Raw genomic sequence first — 1237 nt, forward strand, 5'->3', positions numbered from 1 at the left:
GCCGCTCGACCATAGTCGGCAGCATCAAGGGCGACAGCAAGCCAAAGGGAACGCGGGCGGCGAGGGATGAGAGCGGGAAGTATATCCGTGTGCCCGCCAGTACGAGCTATGCAGAATGGTATCGACGATACGTGAGCACAACGTCGGAGCAGTACTATAAAAAAGTTACTTTGAGTTCTGAGAAGGAAGAAGTTCTGAGACCTACAGGGATTGTGAACTTTCGCCAAGTTACAACACAGCCTAATGTGCATGTGGCGGAAGGAATTACCCTTAAGCCGAAACAGCTGCATGAGCTGCAGCAGCGACTTCACGACGCGGCTCTTGCCATAGGTATCGATGATTTAGCCGTGCTGCCGCCAGTCTATGTTGCTGCCGAGACTCAGCTGGGCACCAATGCGCCTGCGCTCTACAACTGGCGACAAGACAAGGTATACATTACGCTCAGCCTTTTAGACGATGAGAAGCTGGCAGACCTGCAGCGTGATGGTGTACTCCCCGAAAACTGTTTGAGCACGATGGTACACGAGCTGATTCATTGGAAGGATGCAGCTGGATACAGAAAGAGGCATCCAGATATGGCAGGATATGCAGACTGGATTAATCAGCAAAGCAAGAAAAAGATTGTAGAGCTTGCGAAAAAAGGATATAATATAAAAGTAAGCCGTTATGCTATTAAGTCTTTTCTATCTGAGCAATTTGATGAGACTTATGTAGAGATACGAACATTGCAGCTATTGCAGAAGGGGTGATTGTATATGCCAAGAGTACGGTTTCCAGACAAGGCTGAGGCTCTATTCAACGAGTTTTCGCCATACATCGACTATACGGATATAGAATGCCCTTTTAAGCCGGGGACGCCGGAAAGCATTAAGGCAAAGAAAGACGAATGGCAGCGCATTGTCAAGCCGCTTTATAAAGAGGCTAAAGAGTTGTCTTCCTGTCCTTGAGGAATAAGACGCATATTGTAAAAGCACCAAGCGAACGCAAGGTGCTTTTCTTATACCCAAATTTCAAGAGAGGAGAATCCAGATGACAGAGGATAAGCAGAACGGCTTCTCGTTCCAGCTGCAGCGTTTCGCCGATGGCGGGACAGATGGCGGAACGGAAGGGCAGGAGAGCGGCGGCAAGGCGCCCGCAGATGTTTCGGCAGGGCAGGAGGGCGGCAAGTCTGCCGATGAAAGCCCCAAGGCCGATGAGGCGGCGGTGCAGCGCCGGATTGATGAGGCGCTGGCGTCGG

3 protein-coding genes are annotated in these 1237 nt (G+C 50.8%); all 3 read left to right on the forward strand.

Features of this window, described 5'->3' with window-relative positions; genetic code table 11:
* A partial coding sequence (locus tag F599_RS14580) for a hypothetical protein (RefSeq protein WP_033369494.1) occupies positions 1-749 on the forward strand: 749 nt, incomplete at its 5' end.
* Between the two features lie 6 nt (positions 750-755).
* Complete coding sequence (locus F599_RS0113280; RefSeq protein WP_020700610.1) at positions 756-947, forward strand: hypothetical protein; 192 nt, start codon at positions 756-758, stop codon at positions 945-947.
* Between the two features lie 82 nt (positions 948-1029).
* The coding region (locus tag F599_RS14585; RefSeq protein ID WP_033369495.1) for a hypothetical protein at positions 1030-1237 on the forward strand (208 nt) is incomplete at its 3' end.

Origin of the sequence: Selenomonas bovis DSM 23594 (assembly GCF_000381005.1) — a bacterium.
Classification (GTDB): Bacteria; Bacillota; Negativicutes; order Selenomonadales; family Selenomonadaceae; genus Selenomonas_C; species Selenomonas_C bovis.

Excerpts from the sequence above, each read along its gene's own strand:
- F599_RS0113280 (WP_020700610.1), top strand. The coding sequence starts at position 756 with ATGCCAAGAGTACGGTTTCCAGACAAGGCTGAGGCTCTATTCAACGAG.